This is a genomic window from Gilliamella sp. wkB7 (assembly GCF_001693435.1).
Classification (GTDB): domain Bacteria; phylum Pseudomonadota; class Gammaproteobacteria; order Enterobacterales; family Orbaceae; genus Gilliamella; species Gilliamella apicola_N.
Map to the genome: position 1 here is coordinate 540,260 of NZ_CM004509.1, position 24,783 is coordinate 565,042.

Annotated in this window: 20 protein-coding genes; 2 read left to right on the forward strand and 18 right to left on the reverse strand. The window is 33.5% G+C overall.

The features are described 5' to 3' along the window. Nucleotides 1-4: 4 nt before the first annotated feature. Nucleotides 5-2,671: a pyruvate dehydrogenase (acetyl-transferring), homodimeric type gene (gene aceE / locus A9G17_RS02355; protein WP_065737325.1), complete on the reverse strand. Its 2,667-nt coding sequence runs from the start codon at nucleotides 2,669-2,671 to the stop codon at nucleotides 5-7. Between the two features lie 377 nt (nucleotides 2,672-3,048). Between aceE and lipB the strand changes: the two genes are divergently transcribed. Then, nucleotides 3,049-3,666 carry a lipoyl(octanoyl) transferase LipB gene (lipB, locus tag A9G17_RS02360; RefSeq protein ID WP_065737326.1) on the forward strand — a complete coding sequence of 206 codons (618 nt, stop codon included), beginning with the start codon at nucleotides 3,049-3,051 and terminating at the stop codon, nucleotides 3,664-3,666. Between the two features lie 18 nt (nucleotides 3,667-3,684). After that, the gene (gene lipA, locus A9G17_RS02365) at nucleotides 3,685-4,644 is read left to right on the forward strand and encodes a lipoyl synthase (protein ID WP_065737327.1); all 960 of its coding nucleotides are present in this window, start codon (nucleotides 3,685-3,687) and stop codon (nucleotides 4,642-4,644) included. 93 nt (nucleotides 4,645-4,737) lie between these two features. On the opposite strand, the gene A9G17_RS02370 is transcribed toward lipA, so the two are convergent. The 17 genes from A9G17_RS02370 to A9G17_RS02450 all read right to left on the reverse strand — a co-directional run bounded on the left by A9G17_RS02370 (nucleotide 4,738) and on the right by A9G17_RS02450 (nucleotide 24,768). Beyond that, nucleotides 4,738-5,940, reverse strand: coding sequence for a hypothetical protein (locus A9G17_RS02370; protein ID WP_065737328.1), 1,203 nt, complete (start codon nucleotides 5,938-5,940; stop codon nucleotides 4,738-4,740). After that, the gene (locus A9G17_RS02375) at nucleotides 5,940-6,212 is read right to left on the reverse strand and encodes a PAAR domain-containing protein (RefSeq protein WP_039128253.1); all 273 of its coding nucleotides are present in this window, start codon (nucleotides 6,210-6,212) and stop codon (nucleotides 5,940-5,942) included. Before A9G17_RS02375 ends, A9G17_RS02370 begins: the two co-directional genes overlap by 1 nt. A 396-nt stretch (nucleotides 6,213-6,608) precedes the next feature. Beyond that, on the reverse strand, nucleotides 6,609-7,313 hold the full coding sequence (locus A9G17_RS02380) for a hypothetical protein (protein ID WP_065737329.1): 705 nt from the start codon (nucleotides 7,311-7,313) through the stop codon (nucleotides 6,609-6,611). 133 nt (nucleotides 7,314-7,446) lie between these two features. Further along, the gene (locus A9G17_RS02385) at nucleotides 7,447-8,121 is read right to left on the reverse strand and encodes a hypothetical protein (protein ID WP_065737330.1); all 675 of its coding nucleotides are present in this window, start codon (nucleotides 8,119-8,121) and stop codon (nucleotides 7,447-7,449) included. A 3-nt stretch (nucleotides 8,122-8,124) separates the two neighbouring features. Then, nucleotides 8,125-8,841, reverse strand: a complete 717-nt coding sequence (locus tag A9G17_RS02390; protein ID WP_065737331.1) for a hypothetical protein — start codon at nucleotides 8,839-8,841, stop codon at nucleotides 8,125-8,127. A 3-nt stretch (nucleotides 8,842-8,844) separates the two neighbouring features. Beyond that, nucleotides 8,845-9,558, reverse strand: a complete 714-nt coding sequence (locus A9G17_RS02395; protein WP_141677538.1) for a hypothetical protein — start codon at nucleotides 9,556-9,558, stop codon at nucleotides 8,845-8,847. Nucleotides 9,559-9,561: 3 nt separating this feature from the next. Next, nucleotides 9,562-10,275 (reverse strand): hypothetical protein, encoded by a 714-nt coding sequence (locus A9G17_RS02400; RefSeq protein WP_141677539.1) that lies wholly within the window; start codon nucleotides 10,273-10,275, stop codon nucleotides 9,562-9,564. Between the two features lie 3 nt (nucleotides 10,276-10,278). After that, nucleotides 10,279-10,995 carry a hypothetical protein gene (locus tag A9G17_RS02405; RefSeq protein ID WP_141677540.1) on the reverse strand — a complete coding sequence of 239 codons (717 nt, stop codon included), beginning with the start codon at nucleotides 10,993-10,995 and terminating at the stop codon, nucleotides 10,279-10,281. Nucleotides 10,996-10,998: 3 nt separating this feature from the next. Next, on the reverse strand, nucleotides 10,999-11,715 hold the full coding sequence (locus tag A9G17_RS02410) for a hypothetical protein (protein ID WP_141677541.1): 717 nt from the start codon (nucleotides 11,713-11,715) through the stop codon (nucleotides 10,999-11,001). Between the two features lie 3 nt (nucleotides 11,716-11,718). Further along, on the reverse strand, nucleotides 11,719-12,435 hold the full coding sequence (locus A9G17_RS02415) for a hypothetical protein (protein ID WP_065737336.1): 717 nt from the start codon (nucleotides 12,433-12,435) through the stop codon (nucleotides 11,719-11,721). Nucleotides 12,436-12,460: 25 nt separating this feature from the next. Continuing rightward, nucleotides 12,461-13,150: a hypothetical protein gene (locus tag A9G17_RS02420; protein WP_141677542.1), complete on the reverse strand. Its 690-nt coding sequence runs from the start codon at nucleotides 13,148-13,150 to the stop codon at nucleotides 12,461-12,463. Between the two features lie 3 nt (nucleotides 13,151-13,153). Beyond that, the gene (locus A9G17_RS02425; RefSeq protein WP_141677543.1) at nucleotides 13,154-13,870 is read right to left on the reverse strand and encodes a hypothetical protein; all 717 of its coding nucleotides are present in this window, start codon (nucleotides 13,868-13,870) and stop codon (nucleotides 13,154-13,156) included. Nucleotides 13,871-13,873: 3 nt separating this feature from the next. Further along, a complete protein-coding gene (locus A9G17_RS02430; RefSeq protein WP_065737339.1) occupies nucleotides 13,874-14,590 on the reverse strand; it encodes a hypothetical protein in 717 nt (238 codons plus the stop codon). Nucleotides 14,591-14,608: 18 nt separating this feature from the next. Further along, a complete protein-coding gene (locus A9G17_RS02435) occupies nucleotides 14,609-18,877 on the reverse strand; it encodes a toxin VasX (RefSeq protein WP_141677544.1) in 4,269 nt (1,422 codons plus the stop codon). A 104-nt stretch (nucleotides 18,878-18,981) separates the two neighbouring features. Beyond that, the gene (locus tag A9G17_RS02440; RefSeq protein ID WP_141677545.1) at nucleotides 18,982-19,638 is read right to left on the reverse strand and encodes a hypothetical protein; all 657 of its coding nucleotides are present in this window, start codon (nucleotides 19,636-19,638) and stop codon (nucleotides 18,982-18,984) included. A 35-nt stretch (nucleotides 19,639-19,673) separates the two neighbouring features. Further along, nucleotides 19,674-23,969, reverse strand: coding sequence for a toxin VasX (locus A9G17_RS02445; protein ID WP_141677546.1), 4,296 nt, complete (start codon nucleotides 23,967-23,969; stop codon nucleotides 19,674-19,676). Between the two features lie 82 nt (nucleotides 23,970-24,051). Continuing rightward, a complete protein-coding gene (locus tag A9G17_RS02450; protein ID WP_065737343.1) occupies nucleotides 24,052-24,768 on the reverse strand; it encodes a hypothetical protein in 717 nt (238 codons plus the stop codon). Nucleotides 24,769-24,783 lie beyond the last annotated feature (15 nt).

Below are 24,783 nucleotides of genomic sequence, written 5' to 3' on the forward strand. Positions count from 1 at the left end.
CCTCTTATGCAATACGTGGGTTGAGTTTATCAGCATTGATCTCGAACTTTTTGATCGCTTCTTCAACGACACTTGCTTCAATGTCACCGCGTTTAGCAAGCTCACCTAATGCTGCAATGACAACATAAGAAGCATCGACTTCAAAGTGATGACGTAAATTTTCACGGCTATCACTGCGTCCGAAACCATCCGTTCCTAATACACGATAATTTTCCGCTGGTACAAAGCCACGTATTTGTTCGGCAAATAGTTTCATATAGTCAGTTGAAACAACAGCTGGATTATTATTCATTACTTGCGCCACGTAAGGCACTTTCGGTGTCTCGCTTGGATGTAACATGTTGTAACGTTCACAATCTTGACCATCACGAGCAAGTTCAGTAAATGAAGTGACACTATAGATATCAGAACCAACACCATACTCTTTGGTTAAAATATCCGCTGCATCACGTACATGACGTAAAATTGAACCAGAACCTAATAGCTGAACGGTTGGTTTACCGTTTTGACCTTGAACAGTGTCAAGTTTATAGATACCACGACGGATCCCCTCTTCCACACCTTCAGGCATTGCAGGTTGAGCATAGTTTTCATTTAGTGTCGTAATATAGTAATAGACGTTTTCTTGATCGCCATACATACGACGTAAACCATCTTGCATAATAACAGCAACTTCATAAGCATAAGCAGGATCGTAAGATACGCAGTTTGGAATAGTTAAAGCTTGAATATGACTGTGACCATCTTGATGTTGTAACCCTTCACCATTTAAGGTTGTTCGGCCAGAAGTACCACCAATCATAAAGCCTCGCGCTTGTTGATCACCAGCTGCCCACATCAAATCACCAATACGTTGGAAACCAAACATTGAGTAATAGATGTAAAATGGAATCATTGGGTAATCATTAGTGCTGTATGATGTTGCCGCAGCAATCCATGATGCTGTTGCACCACATTCATTGATCCCCTCTTGTAGGATTTGCCCTTTTTCATCTTCACGATAATAAGCGACTTGTTCTCTATCTTGCGGCGTATATTGTTGACCATGCGGATTATAAATACCGATTTGACGGAATAGACCTTCCATACCAAAAGTACGAGCTTCATCAGCTAGAATTGGTACTAGACGTGGCGCAAGATCTTTGTCTTTCAACATGATATTAAGCGCTCGTACAAAAGCAATAGTAGTTGAAATTTCTTTAGTTTGTGCTTCAAGTAGTGGAGCAAATTCACTTAAAGGAGGAATTGAGACCGTTCCTGAAAAATGAGTTAATCTTGATGGTACATAACCATTTAAAGCGTTACGGCGTTCATGAATGTATTTATATTCAGGTGTATGCTCTTCAAATTTAATATATGGTAATTTTTCTAAAGCATCATCCGTAACAGGAATATTGAAGAAATCACGCACATGACGCACGCCATCCATATTCATTTTTTTCACTTGGTGAGCAATATTTTTCGCTTCCGCTGCTTCACCCATACCATAACCTTTGATGGTATGCGCTAAAATAACTGTTGGTCGATCTTTGGTCTCTTTAGCACGCATAAAGGCTGCAAACATTTTAGATGGGTCTTGACCACCACGATTAAGTCTGAAAATTTCTTCATCAGACATATCTTTTACTAATTCTGCTGTTTCAGGATATTTACCAAAGAAATGCTCACGTACATACGCACCATCTTTTGATTTAAAGGTTTGATAATCACCATCAAGCGTTTCGTTCATTAATCTGACTAATTTGCCAGATTTATCTTTTTGTAGGAGTTTATCCCAACGGTCACCCCAAATAACTTTGATAACATTCCAACCTGCACCAGCAAAAACACCTTCTAGTTCATTGATGATTTTACCATTACCGGTAACTGGACCATCTAAACGTTGTAAGTTACAGTTGATGACGAATACTAAGTTATCCAGTTTTTCACGAGTAGCAACCGTAATTGCACCTTTAGATTCTGGCTCATCCATTTCACCATCACCTAAGAAAGCATAAACAGTTTGTTCTGTGGTGTCTTTTAGACCACGATGATTTAAATATTTTAAGAATCGAGCTTGATAAATAGCACTTACCGGTCCCAATCCCATTGAAACGGTTGGGAATTGCCAAAATTCAGGGAGTAATTTAGGGTGCGGATAAGATGGAAGTCCCTTGCCGTGTACTTCTTGACGGAAATTATCAAGTTGTTCTTCAGTGAGTCGGCCTTCAATAAATGCTCTTGAATAGATACCTGGGGAAATATGACCTTGGAAATAAACTAAATCACCACCGTCTTTGTCATTTCTAGCTCTAAAAAAGTGGTTAAAACAGACTTCGTAAAAAGTTGCTGCTGATTGGAATGATGCCATATGCCCACCAAGCTCTAAATCCTTTTTAGATGCTCTTAACACCATCATAATTGCATTCCAACGCACAATTGAACGAATCCGTCTTTCTATTTCCCAATCGCCTGGATACGCTGGCTGTTCTTCTACCGGAATAGTATTAATATAATTACTGGTTGAAGAACCAAAAAGTAAAGGAACTCCTCCTTCTTTTGCCTTATTGACTAATTGTTCAATAATATACTGCGCACGTTCAATTCCTTCTTCACGAATGATTGAATCAAGACTTTTGAGCCAATCTTGCGTTTCAACAGGATCGATATCATTCATTTGCATGTCCGACATATAAAAACCTCTTTTTTGTTTATAAAAATGCAGGATTTGCCATCCTTAGCTAAAATTAAAAATTATAACTAACTTTACAAACTTCAAATCTGCATTACGGAGCTTTATGAATATAAGTCTGCCATTTTCCAAAAAAAAGTAAAGCAGACAACTGGTTAGAAAAGAATGTTAATTCCTATTAAATTAATCAACTATTCCAATTGTTATGTAAAGAAAAAGATAATTATTTGATATAAATCAAATTTAAGAAACATTGAATTGCTAGAACTAGTAACATCGGTTATACCGTGTTTACCTATGTGTTGTCAAGCTATAGTAAAATCTGATATATAGAAGTAAATTTACTAAAATAAAATTTGCATAGAGCAAAAAATAATATGATCACAAACAATATTATAATTAGAGAGTTACATACTCAACCTTACATGCAAACCTATCAAGCTATGCATGATTTTACGCTCAATCGCAATGAACAAACGCCTGATGAAATATGGCTAGTTGAGCACTATCCTGTTTTTACGCAAGGCAGAGTTGGCAAACCAGAACATTTATTACATCAAACAGACATTCCAATTGTCGCAACCGATCGTGGTGGACAAATTACCTATCATGCGCCCGGTCAGCAAATTATGTATATCTTATTTGATTTAAAACGTCGTAAAATAAGTATTCGTGATATTGTTAGCTGTTTAGAAAAATGCGTCATTCAAACTTTGGCACATTATGATATTATGTCTTATGCTAAAGCAGAAGCTCCCGGTGTGTATATTGATCACAAAAAGATTTGCTCTTTAGGATTACATATCAAACGAGGATGTACACTGCATGGGCTTGCATTAAATATCGATATGGATCTGGCACCATTTAAAAACATTAATCCTTGTGGTTACGCAGGATTGCAGATGACTCAATTAAAAGAATTTGTCCCACAAATTAACCGTTCTGAATTAAAACAATTGTTGACCAACAATTTTATTAATCTGTTAACAAACTAATCGAATAAGATATCTATTATGCAAAATAATGAAACCATAGTCAGAAGTTCAAAATATCGAGATGCGGATAAAACACGACTCATTCCAACCGTTACGTTAGAAGATGCAGCGCCTTTAAAAAAACCCGATTGGATGAAAATCAAAATACCAGTTCATTCCACCAATATTGCGCATATTAAAAGTACGATGCGTAAACATGGATTACATTCCGTATGTGAAGAAGCATCTTGCCCTAACTTAGCCGAATGTTTTAATCATGGTACCGCCACTTTTATGATTTTAGGGGATATCTGCACACGACGATGTCCATTTTGTGATGTTGCGCACGGACGACCATTACCTCCAGACCGCGAAGAACCGGTTAAACTCGCTCAAACCATTCAAGAGATGAAATTGCGTTATGTGGTAATAACTTCTGTAGATCGTGATGATTTAAAAGATGGTGGAGCCAGCCATTTTGCAGACTGTACTCGCGAAATTCGCGCATTAAGTCCAAATATTAAAGTTGAAACGCTCACACCTGATTTTCGCGGTTGTATCGATGAGGCTGTCGAAGTATTAAGTGATAATCCACCTGATGTATTTAACCACAATTTAGAGAATATTCCGCGATTATATAAAAAGATACGCCCTGGTGCCAATTATGTAGGTTCACTTAAATTATTATCGGCATTCAAAGAAAAACACCCAGATATTCCGACAAAGTCAGGTTTAATGGTTGGACTTGGTGAAACCAATGAAGAGTTAATTCAGGTTCTAAAAGATTTACGAACTCATGGCGTAACCATGTTAACACTGGGGCAATATTTACAACCAAGTAAGTATCACTTACCCGTCGAGCGTTATGTTTCACCAGAAGAATTTGACGAACTCAAGCAAATTGCCTTAGGTATGGGATTTACTCATGCGGCCTGCGGACCATTTGTTCGATCCTCTTATCATGCTGATTTACAAGCGATGGGAAAAGAGGTGAAGTAAATAAAAAACAGTCACCTTATAAAGATTGTTAATGAACAATGAGAAGATAAGCGTTGATACCATTTTATGAATATCATCACTTATCCTTTAAAATTAACTCTGGTTTGGAAAAGCAACAACAAAAGCAGTCACATTCGGTTTACCGATTAGAACAAGCTGCTTTTTTCTGTTTTCTTGACTATTTTCAACCGCTAATGCTAAAGATAACCAATAGGCACAGTTTCTAACTGAACCTATAGAAAAATCGACATCAAAAAAATTATTTAATTTAAATTGAATATCATTCAGATGCATCATAATCGATTTATTCTGTTCTTCTGATACTTGGCTTGTCCAAATACCATCATAATCACTTTGATTATCTTCTCCCCACAATAGTGCTTTATCGAGAGTTTCCGTTAATGTTGAAGTTTGTTCACTGCGATGAACTTTCACGGTTCGAGCTTTAAAATCGGATAATAATGGATCTTCTATTGCTTCTTCTCCTGCAAAAAGAATAACTGAAGCAAATTCACCTTCATTTTCGGTTGGTGATTGAAAAAGGTGGGCATTTATCACCAACAATAAATCACTATCATAATCGCTATTATCTAACCATGATTCTATAAATGTAGTGCTTGTTGCCGAATCGTTAATTTCAAAGCTAGTTGGTTTAACAAATTTACCAAATGTTTTAAGCCATATGCTTTCTAACTCATCAGTTGTTATTTGCGTATCAATAAATATATGCACATGCAATTTAAGTTGTGATGATAATTGATTAAGAATCAGTTGATAATCAGGTAACCAGTTATTAAATAACAATTCAATCCTTTTGGGAATATCACTTGGATAAATATTTTCAGGAACTGTTAAGGAACCATATTTAAAAAATAGACCATGATTACCAGCAGGTTTTGTACTTAAGGAAAGTTTACTTTCGGCAACGCCTACACCATTTCCATATTTACCATGACTGGTTTCAAGAGAATGACTAACAACATATAATCCTCTTTTTGCAAACTCAATCAGGTGTTGATGCTCCTTTTCACAATTATAATTCCATTCTTCAATATAAATATTATTATAAAATCGTATGTATATTTTATATACAAAACAAAAAGACCATAATAAAAATGGTGTTACACCAGAGCAACAGATAAACCAAAAATCAGATATACCAAAAAAGTAACCATAACTGAGTGTAGCAATAAACCCGATAAGAAAAAATATTATAAGCAGTGCAAACCAACGCCATAGTTTGATTTTTCCTTTTTTTGGCAATGGTTTGGATAAAGATTCAAAATCAATAGCCATCAGCTTTTTCCTACTTCAGGCAGTGAAGAGATTAAGGCACAACCACAGGCAGCATGATGTCCATCTAAGGCGATTTTTTTACCCTGATCTTTCATTGTTGCTTCACCTTCAACAATTGGGTTAACTCCATGTTTATGTATTGGACAACTGACAAGATCGCCAACACGTGCAATTGGTTTTCCACATACTTTTATCGTTGTTGATCCAGTAATGACTTTACCACCATGATCTGTATCATCTCCTAATCGAATGACGCCTCGATACTTACTCATTTTCAATCCTTGTTTATACTTTCTTTCATCAAAATTCTATAATATAACGTTATTTATCATAGTATTATTTATCTTCTATTATAACCTAATGAATCATTATAGTATGTTTCATTTCCTTTAATTTTAAGAACATTATTGAATTTAGATAAATCTTTCAGATAATTTTACTTATATTCATATATAAAATCCATTTAACTTCTGCTATTTATTTATCACCATTTGTTTCTATCAATACACTGATTTTAAATATTATATTCTAATACTAACTTACCAATATATAGAAATATCTACTTCCCGCTACTTGGTGATAGTTATTGCAACTAAAAAGGATATTTAGCTAAATATTACGGCTGTTAATTGGATAATTTTTTTCATTGTTTATTCTTTATCAGTTAATTATTTTCCAAAAGGCCGCATAACTCGATAAGATGACGATTCTTGATATATTTCACCATTTTTTGCTTTTATATAAGGTAGCGTTTGAGTGTATGTAACATTTGGCAAGCGCACGGAACTAAAACCATATAACGCTTTAAGTTTATCTTGATTGTTAATTACCCATTCAGGAGTGTTAATTACTTGATAATTGATTGTTACTTCAAATTGTGTTTCGTTATTACTATTCTTTCCGAGTTTATTCGTTTTTTCGTTCACATCTGTGACTTCAACGACTTTTATCGGTCCATAACAAAAGGCATTATTGTAAATAGTATCTCCACTTAGTGTTTTGTTAAAAAAAGAATATAGATATTTTTGTCCCAACTCGGTTAAATCATAGTGAAAAAGGCTTTGTTTAGTTTCAACGGGTTGACGAGTTAATAACCCTATTTCTGCAAATAAAGGTAAAGTATTTGCTAAATCCTCTTTATTCCAACTCATCCATTTAGTATCTTCCTTTGAGGGAGGAATGTCTATATAAGGGAATTTTACAGATCCCAAATAAAAGCAAAAATCCCCTTTGACATTAGCTTTTTTGCGAGCACTGTCAAAACCATCTTGAATAACGCGTTTAAATTCTTTTTTATTGTAACAACCTGATAAAGTGTTAATAACTAGAGTCAGGATTATTAATTGATGAACATTAATTAAGTTTACTTTCATTAGTACTTCTTACTCCTTCAAGAAAAAGATATCCATATAATTTTTGTATTCATACATGACTAATGGCTGATAATTGAGATTAATTTTTCATAACTTACTCGCTTTTAGTTTTAATACTGAATCAATTTATAATTTATACTATTATACTATTTTGATATAATTTATCTCCCTTAGCTACATAAAATTTTAAGACATCTCGGTAATTTTTTTCGGGTAACCTTACTGTTATTTGTTTATAGCGAGCATTGAGTTTATTTTTCGAATTTAATACCCAATCAGGTACATTAATTACATGATAATTATAAGTAACATAAAAATTGGTTTTATTGTAACTATAACCCTTTGCACGCGTATATTCATTTTTTTCGACATCTGTTACACTCTCTACCACTATCTGACCATAGCAAAAAGAATTTTCATATCTCGTTCGGCTTCCTCTTCTATCAATATCTTGATATCGGTATTTTTCCCCTAATTCGGTCACCTCATAATGATAAAGCTCTGGGTGTCCATCTACCGGCTGACGAGTTAATAAGCCTATTTCTGCAAATAAGGGTAATGATCTAGATAATTTTCCTTTATTCCAAATTACCCACTGAATATCATCTGCTAATACTGGCTCGTCGGTATAAGGAAATTTCACTGAACCCAAATAATAACAGAAATTTCCTTTGATTTTGGCTTTAGCTTGTACTCTATCATAAGAGTTTTGAATTAACTTTTTGAACTCCTCTTTATTATAAGTATCACAACCCAAAAGAAGACTCGTTACAAATATTGCGATTATTAATTGGATAATTTTTTTCATCTTTTATTCTTTATCAGTTAATAACTTTCCAGAAGGTTTCATAAGAAGATAAGACCATGACTCTTCATATAATTTGCCATCTTTACCTTGTATATACAGTAGCGTTTGAGGGTATGTAACATCTGGCAAGCGCACAGAACTAGCACCATACAACGCTTTGAGTTTATCTTGATTGTTAATTATCCATTCTGGAGTGTTTACTACTTGATAATTGATTTTCACTGTAATTTGTGTTTCGTTATTACTATGTCTTCCATGTTCATAAGTTTTTTGGCTCACATCTCTGACTTTAATGACTTTTATCGGGCCATAGCAAAACGAGTTATCATAATATGTTCTCCCACTCCCTGACTTTTTATAAGAAGAGTATAAATATTCTTGCCCCAACTCGGTTGGATCATAATGATAAAGTCCCTCTTTACTGTCAACGGGCTGACGAGTTAATAAGCCTATTTCTGCAAATAAAGGTAAGGTTTTTGCTAAATCCTCTTTGTTCCAACCCTCCCATTGACTATCCTCCTTGGAAGGAGGAATATCTGTATAAGGGAATTTGACCGAACCCAAATAATAACAGAAATTTCCTTTGATTTTGGCTTTAGCTTGTACTCTATCATAAGAGTTTTGAATTAACTTTTTGAACTCATCTTTATTATAGATATCACAACCCAAAAGAAGAATCGTTACAAATATTGCGGTTGTTAATTGGATATTTTTTTTCATAATTTATTCTTTATCGGTTAATAACTTTCCAGAAGGTTTTATTACCCGATAAAACCATGATTTTTCATATAATTTACCATCTTTGCCTTTTATATACAGTAAGCTTTGAGGGTATGTAACTTCTGGCAAGCGCACAGAACTAGAACCATATAAAGCTTTGAGTTTATCTTGATTATTAATTACCCATTCTGGAGTGTTTACTACTTGATAATTGATTTTTACTGTAATTTGCGTTTCATTATAACCGCTCAAACCTCTTTCATACGTTTTTTCGCTCACATCTGTAACTTTAATGACTTTTATCGGTCCATAGCAAAACGAGTTATCATAAATTGGTTCGACATCTCGACGATCAATATCTTCATATTGATATTCACGTCCTAAATCTGTTAAATCATAATGATAAAGTCCCTCTTTACCGTCAACGGGCTGACGAGTTAATAAGCCTATTTCTGCAAATAAAGGTAATGATCTAGATAATTTTCCTTTATTCCAAATTGCCCACTGAATATCATCTGCTAATACTGGCTCGTCGGTATAAGGAAATTTCACAGAACCCAAATAATAACAGAAATTTCCTTTGATTTTGGTGTTAGCCCGTACCTCGTCATAAGCATTTTGAATTAATTTCTTGAACTCCTCTTTATTATAGGTATCACAACCCAAAAGAAGACTCGTTACAAATATAGCAGTTATTAATTGAATAATTTTTTTCATCATTTATTCTTTATCAGTTAATAACTTTCCTGAAGGGTTCATTTCGAGATAAGACCATGAATCTTGATATAAGTTGCCATCTTTGCCTTTTATATACAGTAAGCTCTGAGGATATGTAACATCTGGCAAGAGAACAGAATATAAACCATATAACGCTTTGAGTTTATCTTGATTATTAATCACCCATTCTGGAGTGTTTACTACTTGATAATTGATTTTTACTGTAATTTGCGTTTCATTATAACCGCTCAAACCTCTTTCATACGTTTTTTCGCTCACATCTGTAACTTTAATGACTTTTATCGGTCCATAGCAAAACGAGTTATCATAAATTGGTTCGACATCTCGACGATCAATATCTTCATATTGATATTCACGTCCTAAATCTGTTAAATCATAATGATAAAGTCCCTCTTTACCGTCAACCGGCCGACGAGTTAATAAGCCTATTTCTGCAAATAAGGGTAATGATCTAGATAATTTTCCTTTATTCCAAATTACCCACTGAATATCATCTGCTAATACTGGCTCGTCGGTATAAGGAAATTTCACTGAACCCAAATAATAACAGAAATTTCCTTTGATTTTGGCTTTAGCTTGTACTCTATCATAAGAGTTTTGAATTAACTTTTTGAACTCATCTTTATTATAAGTATCACAACCCAAAAGAAGACTCGTTACAAATATCACAGTTATTAATTGAATAATTTTTTTCATCATTTATTCTTTATCAGTTAATAACTTTCCTGAAGGGTTCATTACGAGATAAAACCATGACTCTTCATATAATTTGCCATCTTTACCTTGTATATACAGTAAGCTTTGAGGATATGTAACATCTGGCAAGCGCACAGAACTAGCACCATACAACGCTTTGAGTTTATCTTGATTATTAATTACCCATTCTGGAGTGTTTACTACTTGATAATCAATATCAACTGATATTTGTGTTTCATTATAACCGCTCAAACCTCTTTCATAAGTTTTTTCGCTCACATCTGTAACTTTAATGACTTTTATCGGGCCATAGCAAAACGAGTTATCGTAAATTGTTCGTCCGCTCCCTGACTTTTTATAAGAAGAGTATAAATATTCTTGCCCCAATTCGGTCAAATCATAATGATAAAGTCCCTCTTTACCGTCAACCGGTTGACGAGTTAATAAGCCTATTTCTGCAAATAAGGGTAATGATCTAGATAATTTTCCTTTATTCCAAATTACCCACCGAATATCATCAGCTAATACTGGTTCGTCGGTATAAGGAAATTTCACAGAACCCAAATAATAACAGAAATTTCCTTTGATTTTGGCTTTAGCTTGTACTCTATCATAAGAGTTTTGAATTAACTTTTTGAACTCATCTTTATTATAGGTATCACAACCCAAAAGAAGACTGGACACAAGTATTAGGATTGTTAATTGGATAATTTTTTTCATCATTTATTCTTTATCAGTTAATAACTTTCCTGAAGGTTGCATAAGAAGATAAGACCATGATTCTTGATATAATCGACCATCTTTACCTTTTATATATAGTTGCGTTTCAGGGTAAGTAACATTAGGCAAACTCACGGAGCTAGAACCATATAATGCTTTGAGTTTATCTTGATTGTGAATAACCCACTCAGGCACATCAACTACTTGATGATTGATTTTTACTGTAATTTGTGTTTCATTATAACCGCTCAAACCTCGTTCATAAGTTTTTTCGCTCACATCTCTGACTTTAATCACTTTTATCTGACCATAGCAAAATGAGTTATCGTAAATTGTTCGTCCGCTCCCTGACTTTTTATAAGAAGAGTATAAATATTCTTGCCCCAACTCGGTCAAATCATAATGATAAAGTCCCTCTTTACCGTCAACCGGCTGACGAGTTAATAAGCCTATTTCTGCAAATAAGGGTAACGTTTTAATTAATTTAGCTTTATTCCAACCTTCCCATCGACTATCCTCCTTGGAAAGAGGAATATCTGTATAAGGGAATTTTACAGATCCCAAATAAAAACAGTAATTTCCTTTAATTTTGGTGTTAGCCCGTATCTCGTCATAAGCATTTTGAGTTAACTTTTTGAACTCCTCTTTATTATAGGTATCACAACCCAAAAGAAGACTCGTTACAAATATCACAGTTATTAATTGAATAATTTTTTTCATCATTTATTCTTTATCAGTTAATAACTTTCCATAAGGTTGCATAAGAAAATAAGAGTAAGATTTATGATATAGTTTTCCATCTTTTCCTTTTATATACAGTAAGGTTTCAGGGTATGTAACATCTGGCAAGCACACAGAACTATTACGATATAACGCTTTAAGTTTATCTTGATTGTTAATTACCCATTCTGGAGTGTTAACTACTTGATAATCAATATCAACTGATATTTGTGTTTCATTATAACCGCTCAAACCTCGTTCATAAGTTTTTTCGCTCACATCTGTAACTTTAATGACTTTTATCGGTCCATAGCAAAACGAGTTATCGTAATATGTTCGCCCACTTGTTGACTTTTTAAAAGAAGAATATAAATATTCTTGCCCCAATTCGGTCAAATCATAATGATAAAGTCCCTCTTTACTGTCAACGGGCTGACGAGTTAATAAACCTATTTCTGCAAATAAAGGTAAGGTTTTTGCTAAATCCTCTTTATTTGAACGTTCCCATTTAGAATCTTCGTTTGAAAGAGGAATATCTGTATAAGGGAATTTGACCGACCCCAAATAAAAACAGAAATTTCCTTTGATTTTGAGGTTAGTTTGAACTCTATCATAAATATTTTGAGCTGATTTTTTAAACTCATCTTTATTATAGGTATCACAACCTAAAATAAGACTCGTTACAAATATCACAGTTATTAATTGAATAATTTTTTTCATCACTTATTCTTAATTAATATTTTCATTAAGGTTGCATAAGTAGATAAGACCATGAATCTTGATATAAGTTGCCATCTTTGCGTTTTATATACAGTAAGCTTTGAGGATATGTAACATCTGGCAAGAGAACAGAATATAAACCATATAAAGCTTTGAGTTTATCTTGATTATTAATTACCCATTCTGGAGTGTTTACTACTTGATAATCAATATCAACTGATATTTGTGTTTCATTATAACCGCTCAAACCTCTTTCATAAGTTTTTTCGCTCACATCTGTAACTTTAATGACTTTTATCGGGCCATAGCAAAACGAGTTATCATAATATGTTCTCCCACTCCCTGACTTTTTATAAGAAGAGTATAAATATTCTTGCCCCAACTCGGTCAAATCATAATGATAAAGTCCCTCTTTACTGTCAACGGGCTGACGAGTTAATAAGCCTATTTCTGCAAATAAAGGTAAGGTTTTTGCTAAATCCTCTTTATTCGAACGTTCCCATTTAGAATCTTCGTTTGAAAGAGGAATATCTGTATAAGGGAATTTGACCGAACCCAAATAATAACAGAAATTTCCTTTGATTTTGAGGTTAGTTTGAACTCTATCATACATATTTTGAGCTGATTTTTTGAACTCCTCTTTATTATAGGTATCGCAACCCAAAAGAAGACACGTTACAAATATTGTGGCTGTTAATTGGATAATTTTTTTCATCATTTATTCTTTATCAGTTAATAACTTTCCTGAAGGGTTCATTACGAGATAAAACCATGACTCTTCATATAATTTGCCATCTTTACCTTGTATATACAGTAAGCTTTGAGGATATGTAACATCTGGCAAGAGAACAGAATATAAACCATATAAAGCTTTAAGTTTATCTTGATTATTAATCACCCATTCTGGAGTGTTTACTACTTGATAATTGATTTTTACTGTAATTTGCGTTTCATTATAACCTCTCAAACCTCTTTCATAAGTTTTTTCGCTCACATCTGTAACTTTAATGACTTTTATAGGGCCATAGCAAAACGAGTTATCGTAAATTGTTCGTCCGCTCCCTGACTTTTTATAAGAAGAGTATAAATATTCTTGCCCCAACTCGGTCAAATCATAATGATAAAGTCCCTCTTTACCGTCAACCGGCTGACGAGTTAATAAGCCTATTTCTGCAAATAAGGGTAATGATCTAGATAATTTTCCTTTATTCCAAATTACCCACTGAATATCATCTGCTAATACTGGCTCGTCGGTATAAGGAAATTTCACTGAACCCAAATAATAACAGAAATTTCCTTTGATTTTGGCTTTTGCTTGTACTCTATCATAAGAGTTTTGAATTAACTTTTTGAACTCATCTTTATTATAAGTATCACAACCCAAAAGAAGACTCGTTACAAATAATGCAGTTGTTAATTGAATAATTTTTTTCATCATTTATTCTTTATCAGTTAATAATTCTCCAGAGGGTGTCTTAAGAAAATAAGCGGATGAATCTTGATATAGTTTGCCATCTTTGCCTTTTATATATAGTAGCATGTGAGGATAAGTAACATTTTGCAAGTGCACGGAACTAGAATCATACAGAGCTTTAAGTTTATCTTGATTGTTAATTACCCATTCAGGCGTATCAACAACTTCATAATCAAAATAAACAGATACTTGTGTTTCATTATAACCGCTCAAACCTCGTTCATAAGTTTCTTCGCTCACATCTGTAACTTTAATGACTTTTATCGGGCCATAGCAAAACGAGTTATCATAATATGTTCTCCCACTTGTTGACTTTTTATAAGAAGAGTATAAATATTCTTGCCCCAACTCGGTCAAATCATAATGATAAAGTCCCTCTTTACCGTCAACGGGCTGACGAGTTAATAAGCCTATTTCCGCAAATAATGGTAATGTTTTAATTAATTTAGCTTTATTCCAACCCTCCCATTGACTATCCTCCTTGGAAGGAGGAATATCTGTATAAGGGAATTTTACAGATCCCAAATAAAGACAGAAATGCCCTTTAATTTTGGTGTTAGCCCTTACCTCGTCATAAGCGTTTTGAGTTAACTTCTTGAACTCCTCTTTATTATAGGTATCACAACCCAAAAGAAGACTGGACACAAGTATTAGGATTGTTAATTGAACATTATTTTTCATTATATATTTTCCTATATCTTAAAAACCGTTTACAAGAGAGTGATGATTTTTATAAGTGTAATAAATCATCAATGGTTGGTTGTCAATAATTTTATTTTGACTATTTTGCGAAGTTTGACCTTTCGGCCAATAATTTAATTGTAAATAAATCTCTTCAATACTTATATAACAAAATTCGCCGACTTTATAAAAAACTTGAAAATAATTCAATTCATTATTTTTTGAATCAGTTGCTTTTTTATATGACTCAAGTCGTCCTACTTTACTTGGAATTAAATAATTTCTATCATCAATAGGTTTTAGCGGTTCCTGCCGTTTTACCAATAAATCTTCTGTCGAACCGTTCACAAACTCCAAAATTGGAAATTCATCACCTTTGGAAATTTTTAAAGCAACGGTTTCTTGATTATTTCTATCAAAAAACCTTAATATGGCTTCAAAATAACTTTCATCACGATCATAATTTGGTAAAACAAATGAGATATAAATTTCCCTACAATATTTTGCAACTTCATATATAGCTCTTTCTTTTTGACCTACTTGATCATAAGCTTCTTTAGAATCCTTATATGTTCGCATTTGTTCTAAGTAATAAATTGGTTTTTCTTGTAATTGTATTACTGCATCTAGATTAATCAAAGCTGCCATAAAGTCATTAATTTCCAGTGCCATACTATCAAAGGTCGCGGCATAAGCGATGCCTTTATCTGATGATTTGGTGCCAAACAAGCAGTTATTAAACCAGATTTGCATTTTATCCCAATCGTCTGATTCATCTTTAAATATTTTTTGGATAAGAGTTATGACAAGTTGTGCCACCAATATGAACACAAAAATCGCGACGCCAATAGGTCCGCTGAATATAGATATGGATAACATTAAGCCTATCGATTGTGCTAAGCTAGCAATCCCCGATATAACCTGTAAACCACCTGCGATACACAAAGCTGTACCAACAGCACCTCTTTTTTGCATTCCTTTAGCAAAAAGGAAGCATCCTTCAGTAATGGAAATCACACTGCTAATTATGCCCATAACACCTACAGCACCAGTTGAGATTTTAAATACACCATTAACTAACGTGCTTAAACTTGCCCGGTTGGTAATAAATGTTCTGACAGCTTGACTCAGCGTTAAATCAGCAAATTTAAGCAATTCATTTATGGTATTTGTGAATCCCGCCACAACTTTATAAAAACCGAACTGTACATCACGCTTAATTTCATAGCGTATTGTTTCACCAATCGAATTATCTTCTAATTTTTTTAAATTTTCCTGATATTGGATATAAGTCACACCTGCTTGTAATCCAGCTGTTAACAACTGACTGCTAGCAATACCAACACTTATGGCATTCACTCTTGTGGTAGGATTTAATCCTGCGTTTTTAACTGAATTTAAAATAGATTCTCCATTCATTTTTTTAATATTATTATAGCTTTGAATGAATATTTTTTTTAAATCTTTAAATGGGAACCTCATTACCGATGGATCGCCTAAAAAATAGCGGCACACTGCACGGTAAAATGTCCTACCACTAGCCAGGATTCTTGGTGCATTCGCCACTTCAGCTATTTTATTGGCCAAATCCATATAATTCAATCTACGTTCAACAACATCCCAGTCAGTTTTGGCTTGTTGACTACTGTCGGATACCGTATAATCAAACGTTGGTAATGGAGTGGCACTGTGGGATAACGGCTCAAAATAAGTCTGTATTGAATTTAATTCAAGGGCCGGGATGTTTTGTAACTGTAAATATAATATTAATTCCCCATTAACAATTAGACCACTTTCAATCATGAGTTTTTTGGCATTTTGTTTGATCAAACTGTCTTTTTGTGTTTCAGCTTTCTCAGTAGGGCGATTAGTTATCCCTGAAGATACCCGTGTTAATAACATGGAGTAAAGCGTTAACATTAATTGACCTTTTTCACTGAAAAAACTCTCATCCAATTGGTTTTGGGACTGCTCAGCTTCAAGTTCTTGTAAAATGATTTTAGTTTGTTGTTGTCGTTCCTGTTCTGCTTTCAGCTGGTTTTCTTCCTGCTGTTGCAGATGTTTTTTAATTTCTTCATTATTAGTTTTATGCATTAATTGTGGTTGGAATTCAGAAATTGTCGACAATTCATCTTCCATAATTTTAAGACGTTTATGTAAAACAAGTTCCCAAAAACTGCCTTTTTTACCGTCAATAATATGATAAAGCAGACTATTTTTGTTATTTAGTAATGAATCCCATACGGCTGTTTGTTCTTCGGTTTTAATGCCGCCTAAATAAGCAAAATCAATTAAGGCTAAAAAATCGGTTAGATATCCAACATGGTTATTGGATGCATTGGTATCACACTCAATCAGCCAAAATTCACAATCATTAAACTTATTGATTGATTTTGGTGCATATTCTGAACAACCCTCAAATCCAAATAGCCATGTTAAATAATAAAAATAATCTTGTGAAAAATTTGATATTGAGTCCAAAATAGCATTGTAATCCTCTTTATCTTCCTCAAGAAACTTTCTTTCTTTTTCCAAATCAAGTAAATTATCGTATTTAGCTCGTTCTTTCGCAATTTTTTCTTTAGTAGCTTGTAGAATAGTATTATCACATCGGAACGCTCGAACATCTTTATAAATAAGGTCTGAATTTTGTCCTTTTTGCTTTTTTTCCAGTTGTTTACGCTTTTCTTCTTCACTCAAGGGGATTTCGATAAGCCCTTCATTTAAATATTTTTTTGAATTTGGCCAGACTTGTGTTATCTCTCTAGGGCCTGCTTTCCCTATAGAAATATAATCATAATAAATCATATCTTTGGCTTGGGATATCTCTATCGATTCAATTTGGTTTCGATAATCATTAATAAGTGATAATGTTTTACGTAGGTGAAGACGGTCTTCACTAAAATACTTGCTTTTAGCAACTGAAGTTTTCACTACCGCATGATAAGCTGGCTTATATTCTTCTATGTCAGAAGTCTTTTCCTCTGATTTTTCTATATTTTCATCAAGACTTTCCTTGAGTTTTTCATCTAACCGTTTATTGGATTCAAATAATTTTCTAAAGTGCTCATCTATTTTTTTATTATATATTTCTTCCGCTTTTACAACCGATTGCGCTATCGGTTCAATTTTTAACTGACGCTGTAGACTTAATTCTTCAGCAATACCAAATGGATCTTCAACAATAACGACCGGTACAACATATTTGCCTGATTGTTGGAATTTTTCAATCTGGTCTCTCAATTTAGTAGATTCAGCCTCATATTCATATTCTACGCCGTTTCCTTTTTCTACGCCTTTTCCTTTACGGTCGCGTAGTGAATTGAATTTATGGGCAGTTATAAAGGTGTTTTCGTCTTGGATTAACTCTTTTTGATTGTCCTCATCATTATTTTCATTATCATTATGCACTATCATTTTTGGATCAACGGCTAATTCTAATAATGAATTTGCAGATTTTAACTGACTAAATCTAAAACTGCGTTTTCCCCCTTCAGTAAGCTTATCAGGATCTTTGTAAGACTCTTCATTCAAATTTATTTTGGTAAAGCGTTTTAATGCGGTATCTAACTCAATCGTTTTTGTGTTGCGTTCAACCACTTGAGCTGCTTCATCTTGCGATTCAGATGAATCTTGCTCTTTCTTAGAGGGTAAATCGATGGTAAGGGAAGATTCGTTCATCAATTTAAGGTATTTTTCAATTGTGCTGTTTTTCCCTTGTGACCAAGCTCGGCGAGTATAGGCTATATAGGCCTCTCCCTCATACACACTGGTATCTATATTAATAAAAGAACCGGGTATATGGTGATTATTGCTGCCTTCAGTACAGCCTGTAGGAATTTCTTTAACATTGCGTTCTTTAACATCGGTAATGGTTTTATGACGAAATACACCTGATGGAGTGACTTCATATCCCATAAATTCCCAACCTTTTTGTTTATGTTTGACTAGAATATAAACATAACCTACCCGTAAGGTTCGATACACATATTTATGAGTAATTAAATCCACTTCCGGTTCACGATTGTCGTCAGAGAGTTTTTTCTCAGCGAGACCAATATTATGAGCTGATATAAAAGATGCACTAACCGGTGCTTTTCGGACTAAAAAAATCGGAAAACCTTTACGTTCACATACACCACAGTTGCCATTGGCTAAAGGTGAATGAGAATCCTTTCCTTTATCCAGTTCACCATAAATTATTCTATCTTCTAAATCTTCTGCTTTTTTTTGTTTTTCTTTACTTATTGTTTCTGTTTGTTCTGTATTTTCTAAATTACCGGTCATTGTTTCTTCCATTATTCATTCTTATTTATTTTAGTTTTTGCATTCATACTTAACCAATGACTGATAATTGAGATTAATTTTTCATAACTTACTTGATATTAGTCTTAAGGCTTAATCAATTTATAACGTATACCATCTTGATATAATTTATCTCCCTTACCTACATAAAATGTTACGATATCTCGGTAAGTTTCTTCTGGTAAACTTACTGTTATTGGTTCATATATAGCATTGAGTTTATTTTCTGAATTTAACACCCAATCCGGTACATTAATTACATGATAATTATAAGTAACATAAAAATTGGTTTGATTGTAACTATAACCCTTTGCACGTGTATATTCATTTTTTTCGACATCTGTTACGTCCCCTACCACTATCTGACCATAACAAAAAGAATTTTCATATCTCGGTTTGCTTCCTCTTCTAACAATATCTTGATATCGGTATTTTTCCCCTAATTCGGTCACTTCATAATGATAAAGTTCGGGGTGTCCTTCTACTGGCTCACGAGTCAATAAACCAATCTCGGCAAATAAAGGCAATGTTTTGGCAAGATTTTCTTTATTCCACTTACGCTGTTTACTATCATCTTCTAATATGGGCTCATCAGTATAAGGGAATTTAACGTCACCCACATAGTAGCAAAAGTCGCCTTTTAGTATAGTACTAGCATGCACTTTGTCCCAACCATCTTTAATTCTTCGCTTAAACTCTTCTTTGTTATAGCAACCGAATAAAGTACTAATAGTTAAAACCATAATTATTAATTGGCTTATTTTAATTAAATTTAATTTCATGAGAATATCTCGCTTTTTACAGTATCGTGTATCACTATTGGATGAGTTTCAACACTTTTATTTTGGTCATTTTTGATTGTTTTTCCTTTAGGCCAATATAGCACTTGCATATAGATTTCACTATCAACAGGGAAATAACATTCACCCGTTTTATAATAAATTTGAAAATACCCTAAATTTTTACCTTCTTCATCTGCGGCATCTTTATAGGATTCAACTCGGCCAACTTTACTTTTTCTCAAATCTTTTTCTCGGGTCACTGGCTTTAAAGGCTCGGGTCGTTTGACCAAAATATCCGTTGGCGAATTATCAACAAAGTCCAGTATTGGGTATTTTTCACCATTACTTAATTTAACCGTAGCCACTTCATTACTTTTAGCGTCATAAAAACGAAGCATCCCTTCATAATCACTTATATTCAAATCATAATTCGGCAAACCAAGTGATATATAAACCTCTTTACTCGCTGAGTCAACTGCCGTAAAAATTGGGAATGTCGTCACAATTCCGGAAGTGGCCGCCATTACATCTTTATTTGCTCGTGTTTTATCTGAATAAAAGGTTGAATTACCTAAGTGTATAACGGCATAAACTCCACTTCTTGCCACCATGTAGTCATTAATTGCCATTGCCATACTATCAAAACTTGATAAATAGGCCTTACCTTTATCGGTTGGCTTTTTTAATCCAAATAAACAGTAATTAAACCAGATTTGCATGCTGTTCCAATCATCGGATTCATCTTTAAATATGCTTAAGATAATCGTTGATACAAAAGCGGCAACTAGCCCTAAAACAAATAATCCACCAGCAATTGGTCCACCTAATAAACTTAACAATCCCACAGATTGCATCAAGGTAATAAAACCGGAAAACATTTGTAAACCGCCAGCTATCATATATGCTGTCCCTACTTTACCGCCTTTTGACCACCCTTTCATCATTAGCATACCACCTTCGATAACTGTGATCACTGAGGTTACTATGCCAAAAACGCCTGAAACGGCTACTGATGTTTTAAGTACACCATTACTAAACATTCTTAGAGTTCTACTTGCATCTAAAATCCCTCTAAATATAGGTGCTAGAGTGTTATTGAGAAAGACCATAACTTCATTAATTAAGGAGGAATAATTTGCCAGCATTTTACAATATCCAAACTTAGCGTCACGTTCAAGTTGAAAACGTAAAGTTTGACTGATGGAAAGGTCTTGTAATGCTTCCATATTTTGGTAATAAAGATGTCGAGAAGCCTCGGCTTGTATACCCGCTAAGACAATTTTACCGACACTAAACATAACTTCTTTTTTAGGAGGGGTATTAGTATTTAATCTAGTATTTGTTATCGAACCAGATAGACTTTCACAAAACTGTACTTTTACTTCATTGAATACATCCAACAAATTATTCTTTACAAAATTTAGTCTTATCGTAAAGTCACTCCAGTTTCGCATCATTGGCATGGTTAAACATGCTCTAATTGCCCGAAATAAATTCTGACCTCTGAGTACCATGTCACCATTTCTGACAATTTCGGCAATTTTGATAATCTGGCTTACATAATCAGCTCCCTCTGAAAAAAAACTCCAATTAATGGTATCGTTTTGATTTGAGTTTGTTATTGGATGTTTATCATAAGATAACTCTTTACCAGTAGTTGCTAATGATTCCATATAATTCAGTATAGAGCTTAATTCAACGCCTGGTATATTTTGTAACTGAAAATTGAACATTAAATTACCTTGCATCACCATCGCACTTTGGAACATTAACGGCATAATTTGATGTTTAATTTCTTCGGCTTGTTTAGTTACTAATGACTTTTCTTGTTCTGGCGATAGTTGTTCATTTTGTGGACATTCAAGTGGTCTGTTGGCTAATCCCGACATAACCCGCGATATTAGCATTGTATAAAGAGTTAACATTAATTCGCCTTTTTCACAGAAAAAGTCATCAGCAAGTTTTCCATCACCTTGGCTTTCTTCAAATTCTTGTAAAATTTGTTTTGTTTGTTGTTGCCGCTTTTCTTTAGCAGTTTTTTCTTTTTCTGCACACTCTGCAATATATTTTTTTAATTCTTCTTTATTTTTATTAGCCAATTGCGGTTGAAAGCTTGGGTATGTGGCTAACTCTTGCTGCAAAATTCCAAGACGTTTATTTAAAAGTAATTCCCAAAAACTACTCTTTTGACCATCAATTAGATGAAAAAATAGACTATTTAAATTAGTAAGCAATGCATCCCATACTGCGGATTGTACTTCTGTTTTTATCCCACCTAAACAAGTAAAATCGATCAGTTTTAAAAAATCTGTTAAATAACCAACATGATTGTTCGAGCAATTTGTATCACATTCTAACAACCAAAATTCACAATCATTAAACTTGGTGATCGCTGTTGGTGCATATTTCGAATAGTCTTTGAATCCAAATAACCAACTAAGGTAATAAAAATAATCTTGCGAATGTGTAGCTATTGTCTTAAGGAATTTATCATAATCGTTTTTTTCTTGATGTATAAAATCTAATTCTTCTTTTTGATCTAACAATTCATTATATTTCGCTAACTCCTTGGCAATATTGTTCTTAGCATTCTGCTCAGCAGTGTTATTTTCCCTAAACTTTTTGACATCTATATAGTCATATAACGGACGAAATTGATCATTCATTTCTTCCAACTTCTTTTGTTTTTCTTCTAAAGTCATCTCGACTTCTTCATAACCTTTTTCTAGATATCTCTTCGTTAAAGGAAAATCACTAATCTCGCCTGGGGGTTCAGAGACGTTATTAATCAAAGCAAAATCATAATATATTTTATCTTCTGCTTTTGCTGTTTCAGATGATACGATTTGGTTGCGATATTCATTTATTAAAGATAATGTTTTACGTTTATGCAGTCTTTCTTCACTAAAATAATTATTTTTTTCCAAGCCCAATCTATTGAAAATTTCCTGATATTGGTATTTGTCAACTTGGCTAGAAGACAAACTTTCTGGCTTTGGCTCTTGTTGATTTATATGTGCATTTATTTGTTTATCCAATCGCTTATTGGATTTAATTATTTGATTATAGTGTTCATTTATTTTTTTTGAATAAATCTCTTCCGATTTAATAATAATTTGTGTTATCGGTTCAATTTTTAACTGACGCTGTAGACTTAATTCTTCAGCAATACCAAATGGATCTTCAACAATAACGACCGGTACAACATATTTGCCTGATTGTTGAAATTTTTCAATCTGGTCTCTCAATTTACTAGATTCAGCCTCATATTCATATTCTACGCCGTTTCCTTTTTCTGCGCCTTTTCCTTTACGGTCGCGTAGTGAATTGAATTTATGGGCGGTTATAAAGGTGTTTTCGTCTTGGATTAACTCTTTTTGATTGTCCTCATCATTATTTTCATTATCATTATGCACTATCATTTTTGGATCAACGGCTAATTCTAATAATGAATTTGCAGATTTTAACTGACTAAATCTAAAACTGCGTTTTCCCCCTTCAGTAAGCTTATCAGGATCTTTGTAAGACTCTTCATTCAAATTTATTTTGGTAAAGCGTTTTAATGCAGTATCTAACTCAATCGTTTTTGTGTTGCGTTCAACGACTTGAGCTGCTTCATCTTGCGATTCAGATGAATCTTGCTCTTTCTTAGAGGGTAAATCGATGGTAAGGGAAGATTCGTTCATCAATTTAAGGTATTTTTCAATTGTGCTGTTTTTCCCTTGTGACCAAGCTCTGCGAGTATAGGCTATATAGGCCTCTCCCTCATACACACTTGTATCTATATTAATAAAAGAACCGGGTATATGGTGATTATTGCCGTCTTTAGTACAATCTGTAGGAATTTCTTTAACATTGCGTTCTTTAACATCGGTAATGGTTTTATGACGAAATACTCCTGATGGAGTGACTTCATATCCCATAAATTCCCAACCTTTTTGTTTATGTTTGACTAGAATATAAACATAACCTACCCGTAAGGTTCGATACACATATTTATGAGTAATTAAATCTACTTCCGGTTCACGATTGTCGTCAGAGAGTTTTTTCTCAGCGAGACCAATATTATGAGCTGATATAAAAGATGCACTAACCGGTGCTTTTCGGACTAAAAAAATCGGAAAACCTTTACGTTCACATACACCACAGTTGCCATTGGCTAAAGGTGAATGGGAATCCTTTCCTTTATCCAGTTCACCATAAATTATTCTATCTTCTAAATCTTCTGCTTTTTTTTGTTTTTCTTTACTTATTGTTTCTGTTTGTTCTGTATTTTCTAAATTACCGGTCATTGTTTCTTCCATTATTCATTCTTATTTATAGAAGACTCGTTACAAATATTGCAGTTGTTAATTGGATAATTTTTTTCATCATTTATTCTTTATCAGTTAATAACTTTCCAGAAGGTTGCATAAGAAGATAAGACCATGATTCTAAATATAATTTGCCATCTTTACCTTTAATATACAGTTGCGTTTCAGGGTAAGTAACATTTGGCAAGAATACGTAATGTGAACCATATAATGCTTTGAGTTTATCTTGATTGTTAATTACCCATTCAGGCGTATTAACTACTTGATAATCAATATTAACAGACACCAATGTTTCATTATTACTATACCTACCATGTTCATACGTTTTTTCGCTCACATCTCTGACTTTAATCACTTTTATTGGACCATAGCAAAAAGCATTATTATAAATTGTGTCTCCACTTGGTGTTTTGTTAAAAAAAGAATATAAATATTCTTGCCCCAACTCGGTCAAATCATAATGGTAGAGTTTTTCCTCACTTTCAACGGGCTGCCGAGTTAATAAGCCTATTTCTGCAAATAAGGGTAAGGTTTTTGCTAAATCCTCTTTATTCCAACCATCCCATTGAGTATCTTCCTTTAAAGGGGGAATATCTGTATAAGGAAATTTCACAGATCCCAAATAATAACAGAAATTTCCTTTGATTTTAGTTTTGGCTTGTACTCTATCATAAACGTTTTGAGTTAATTTTTTGAACTCCTCTTTATTATAAGTATCGCAACCAAAAAGAAGACTGGACACAAGTATTAGGATTATTAATTGGACATTATTTTTCATTATCTATTTTCCTAT